The organism is Bacillus sp. JJ1521 (assembly GCF_036965165.1).
In the GTDB taxonomy this organism is placed as follows: Bacteria; Bacillota; Bacilli; order Bacillales; family Bacillaceae_L; genus Ferdinandcohnia.
This window is the reverse complement of record NZ_JBALOX010000254.1, coordinates 1-4,754: the sequence shown is the minus strand read 5'-3', so window position 1 is coordinate 4,754 and position 4,754 is coordinate 1. Positions and strand designations below refer to the sequence as shown.

Sequence of the window (4,754 nt, the reverse complement as noted above, 5' to 3'; positions counted from 1 at the left end):
AAAATCATTGCAACAACTAAAGTACTGAGTTTTACTAGGCTTTTTGACATGATAATCAATATCGTTTGGAGCAGGAATTAGTGGTAAAATATTGTCTTTATCTAATAATGGAACAGTGAGTTTGTCATTTCCATATACCTCAAGCATTTTTTCTTTAGTTTCTATATGTAAGTCTATTCGATTTCCATCCTCAAAAAGCATTAAATAACCGTAGGAATGATTGAATTCTTTTCGACCGCTCAACGGTTGACCATTTTTATCCGGCTCCTGTACCATAAGCAATTCTCCAAAAATGTGAATCCAGCCCTCATTCTTTATAAATGATTCAGTTTCTGAAACCACATATACAATATCATAATCTTGGAAAATGTCTTCAGGAACATTCGGGTTTGTTCTTGAGCCATTCATGTATACAGCGCGAATCCGATTGTCTTTTCTAGCTACATTCAATATTAGGTTCATCATTTCTTGTTCAGATCTCATATAATTACCCCTTACCATTTTTATTTCAGCACAAACAAAAGAAAGAATAATCATCAAGAAACCTGAGCCTCGTCTAGACTCAGGTTTCTGTTATTTGGGACCACGAGAACCGTCTCCGTTTTCCTACTTATCAAACTTTAGTTTTGCCAAGGCATCGGCTAGTGCTGTATTTATTGGTTCTTCTTTTTCTTGTTTTTTCATGTAGTTTGATACTTCTTTTTTGGATAGTTTTCCTGATTGGTTCTTTTTGCGACGGTCGTTGAAGGCCGATAGTTTTTCTCGATGCCCGCATTTACATACGAATAATTGTCCTTCCCCTTCCCCTCGCAATTCCAACTTCTTATGACAGTTCGGGCATCTTGCGTTTGTCAGTCTTGCAATGTTTTTACGGTGACCACATTCACGGTCCTGGCAAACGAGCATTTTTCCCTTTTTCCCATTGACCTCAAGCATTAATTTTCCACAGTCTGGGCATTTTGTTCCTGTGATATTGTCATGCTTGAATTTTGAATCGCTTGATTTTATATCTGTGACAACTTCCTTTGTGTATTGTTTAATATCTGAGATGAACGCATTCTTTTTCAAACGTCCTTTAGCAATTTGTTCAAGCTTTTGTTCCCACTCAGCTGATAACACTGGGGATTGCAAGTCATCTGGAACAAGCTCTAATAGCTGCTTTCCTTTATTTGTAATGTGGATATCTTGACCTCTTTTTTCGATTAAAAAAGTATTGAATAACTTATCGATAATATCCGCACGAGTTGCAACCGTACCGAGTCCACCTGTCTTCCCGATTGTATCAATTAAATCCTTACTTTCCCCCGCCATGTATTTTGCAGGGTTTTCCATCGCTGAAAGTAAGGTACCTTCATTAAATGGCTTTGGTGGCTGAGTTTCTTTTTCAATTTCCTTTACAGAAAGGGTTTTCAGGCTCATTCCTGGTTGAATGGATGCTGGAATTTGACCTTCATCCTCATTTTCGTCGATTGAAGTGATGACTTCTTTCCAACCTAATGAAATAACGGTAATGCCTTTTGCAACAAATTGCTCATTACCAATACGTGCTTGAACGTTCTTTTGTTCATACGTATATGGTGGAAGAAATACAGCTAAGAATCGCTTAACTATCAAGTCATAAATTTTTTCTTCCTTCGCTGATAATGCTTGTAGATTTGGACGCTCCTCAGTCGGAATAATCGCATGGTGATCGGTCACCTTGCTATTATCGATGAATGATTTATTCGTCTTTATTCCATTTTTCAAGATCTTTGCACCAAGCTTAGCATATGGCTGCACCATGCATCCTTCAATACGATCCTTTAGTGTATCAATGATATCTGTTGAAAGATATTTTGAATCGGTACGAGGATACGTAACAAGCTTATGTTGTTCATACAGCTTTTGGAGAACATTTAAGGTCTCTTTTGCTGAAAACCCGAACCGTTTATTTGCTTCGCGCTGAAGCTCTGTTAAATCATAAAGCTGCGGTGCATAGGATTTCTTTTGTGAAGTTTGTACATCGACGATTTTTGTTTCCTGCCCTTGAAGTGAACGAACAATTGATGAAGAAACTTCCTTTTTAAAAATACGTTGTTCTTTCGTTTTTTCATTCTGCCATTTTAAGGTTATGCTGTCCGTTACTGCTTTTATTTCATAATATGGTATCGGCTTAAAACTCTTAATTTCTTCCTCACGTTTTGCAATAATCGCCAAAGTTGGTGTCTGCACTCTCCCACATGAAAGCTGCGCATTAAACTTTGTTGTTAAGGCTCGTGTCGCATTAATTCCAACCAACCAGTCAGCTTCGGCACGAGCAACAGCAGAAGAATACAGATTCTCGTATTCCTTGCCATTTTTTAAAGTGGCAAAGCCTTGTTTAATTGCTTTATCTGTAACAGATGAAATCCATAAACGTTTGATTGGCTTCTTGGTGTTTGATTTCTCAATGATCCATCTCGCTACAAGCTCACCTTCACGGCCAGCATCTGTTGCGATAATAATTTCATTGACATCCTTACGATGCATTTGTGTTTTAACCGCACTATATTGTTTTCCTGTTTGTTTAATGACAACAAGACTTAAAGGGTTCGGAATAATCGGTAAGTCTTCTAACTTCCATGATTTATATTGGTCTCCATATTTTTCAGGGTCTGCTAACGTGACAAGATGCCCCAACGCCCATGTCACAATATATTTTTCCCCTTCGAAAAAGCCGTTACCCTTTTTATGACAATTTAAAACACGGGCAATGTCTCTTCCAACAGAAGGTTTTTCTGCAAGAACAAGTGATTTCATTTCAATTCCTCCAATTCACGCTTTCTATTATACACGATTCCGATTTTTAGGCATAAAAGAAATGCTGAAGCGCCTTGCTCAGCCCCGACAAGCATAAGAAAAGCCGGCGAGAAGGATGCAGTTTATCCTTCTTGACGGATTGGCTTATGACCTCGAGGGGCTAGGCGCTGAAGCTAGACATAAAAAAACCCCGCTTAACCGAGTTTTACTGTTCGTTAAGGGGTAAGACAATTTTAAATTCCGTTACATTTGAATTTGACGTACATCCAATTGTGCCACCGTGTTTTTCAATAATTTTTTTACATACAAAAAGTCCAATTCCAGTTCCGAATTCCTTAGTTGTATAAAATGGTTCAAAGATCGTATCAACCGACTCCTTTGGAATGGCAGGCCCATTGTTAATAATAGAAACAACGATATGGTTATCTATATGATGTCCTTTAATCCAGATGTTACGGTCAATATCCCTTTGTTTTAAAGCATCAATCGAGTTCATTAAAATATTTAACAAAACCTGTCTAATTTCATCCTCATTAACGGTTATATGTATGTCGGATTCTATATCGATATGAACCTTTACATCACTATCTAAAATACTCGCATAAATGAACTCAGTTATCTCTGTAAATAAATCAAGTAACGAAACTTCATTTTCTTTGTTCTCAATTAATTCCTTTTTGGAAACATGCAAGAACTGCGATATTTTATAGTTTAGCTGATTTAACTCATGACTAATAATATCTAAATATTTTATGTCTGGGTTATCATTACCGATTAATTTCACAAAGCCAATTACTGCGGTAAGTGGGTTTCGGAACTCATGAACAAAGGTAGATGCCATTTGACCTAAAATCGTAAGACGCTCCTGGTGACTCTGATCGATGTATTGAATTTTTTCTTGCAGCTGTTTTTCTTTCATTTCTGTATATTTGGAAACTGCATAGTATGAAAATAAGTCAAATATCCGATTGACCTCTTCAAAAACAGGGTCTAATCGGTCATGATCAATATTAGATCTATATATGTATTTTAAAATTTCACTTCTACCTAGGTTTACATTATAAACGAATTCCCCAATATTAATATTCGCCGCAACTCGTTCTTCAGCTAGTTTATAAGCAAACAATTTTAATTTTTCTTCATCAATCGGATTGAGCAATGAGTTTTTGATCATTTCAAACATCGTTAAACCGTTTAGTACTAATTTGTCCTTATGAACATCATTCTCGGACATCACGGTCTTATCTTTCCATGATTTTAAAAAAATAGATAAATTGCTCTCGAGGTAGTATACGAGTTCTCCAAACACAGGATTCATTCAAGTCAAGTCCTTTCAAATCTATCTTTTAAGAGGCGCAAAGTCCAAGTTATGTATAGTATTCTACATAATTTTTGAAACTCCTTTTTGAATTTTTGAAAAATTGTAGACAAGTTTTATGGTGGGTCAAGCATACATTATAGGGAGACAAACTATAGGAGGGTTGATTATGAAATTTATAGTGATTAAAAGGAGCTGGATTGTTACCGCTTTTGTTGCTGCAGTGGTATTGGTTGGAGGATGGGTATGGCTACAGCCAGAAATCATTCCCACTATTGCCCCACAAGCTGCTAAAAACGATGTTGTGATACATATTACAACAGGAGAACTAAAGTCAAAGACAGATGATGGCAAGGAAATTGAATCCTATTTTTGGAATCCAGGAACTGTCTATGTTCCTCAAGGTCAGGAAGTATCCTTCATTATTTACGGTGTAAATGGCAAGGAGCACTCCTTCTATATCGAGGGTACAGACATTAAAGGCACAGTTAAAAAAGGCGAAGAAATTACTGTTAAAGCAAATTTTAAGGATGAAGGCATGTACCGCATCATTTGTTTAAATCACTCAGACAAAGAAAATAACGGACCGATGATTGGTTATATTGTCGTAGATTAAAAGAAAAGCTCCAGGCGCCTGCTAATCGGCGACAAGCACAAG

4 protein-coding genes are annotated in these 4,754 nt (G+C 36.8%); 1 reads left to right on the top strand and 3 read right to left on the bottom strand.

The window, feature by feature from the left end; translation table 11 throughout:
- The 3 genes from V7147_RS24060 to V7147_RS24050 form a co-directional block, all read right to left on the bottom strand.
- On the bottom strand, nucleotides 1-483 hold a 483-nt coding region (locus V7147_RS24060; RefSeq protein ID WP_335370325.1), incomplete at its 3' end, for an aminoglycoside 6-adenylyltransferase.
- A 123-nt stretch (nucleotides 484-606) separates the two neighbouring features.
- On the bottom strand, nucleotides 607-2,778 hold the full coding sequence (locus V7147_RS24055; protein WP_335370324.1) for a DNA topoisomerase III: 2,172 nt from the start codon (nucleotides 2,776-2,778) through the stop codon (nucleotides 607-609).
- A gap of 205 nt (nucleotides 2,779-2,983) precedes the next feature.
- Nucleotides 2,984-4,096 (bottom strand): histidine kinase N-terminal domain-containing protein, encoded by a 1,113-nt coding sequence (locus V7147_RS24050; protein WP_335370323.1) that lies wholly within the window; start codon nucleotides 4,094-4,096, stop codon nucleotides 2,984-2,986.
- A 169-nt stretch (nucleotides 4,097-4,265) separates the two neighbouring features.
- On the opposite strand from V7147_RS24050, the gene V7147_RS24045 reads away from it, so the two are divergent.
- On the top strand, nucleotides 4,266-4,712 hold the full coding sequence (locus tag V7147_RS24045; RefSeq protein ID WP_335370322.1) for a hypothetical protein: 447 nt from the start codon (nucleotides 4,266-4,268) through the stop codon (nucleotides 4,710-4,712).
- Nucleotides 4,713-4,754 lie beyond the last annotated feature (42 nt).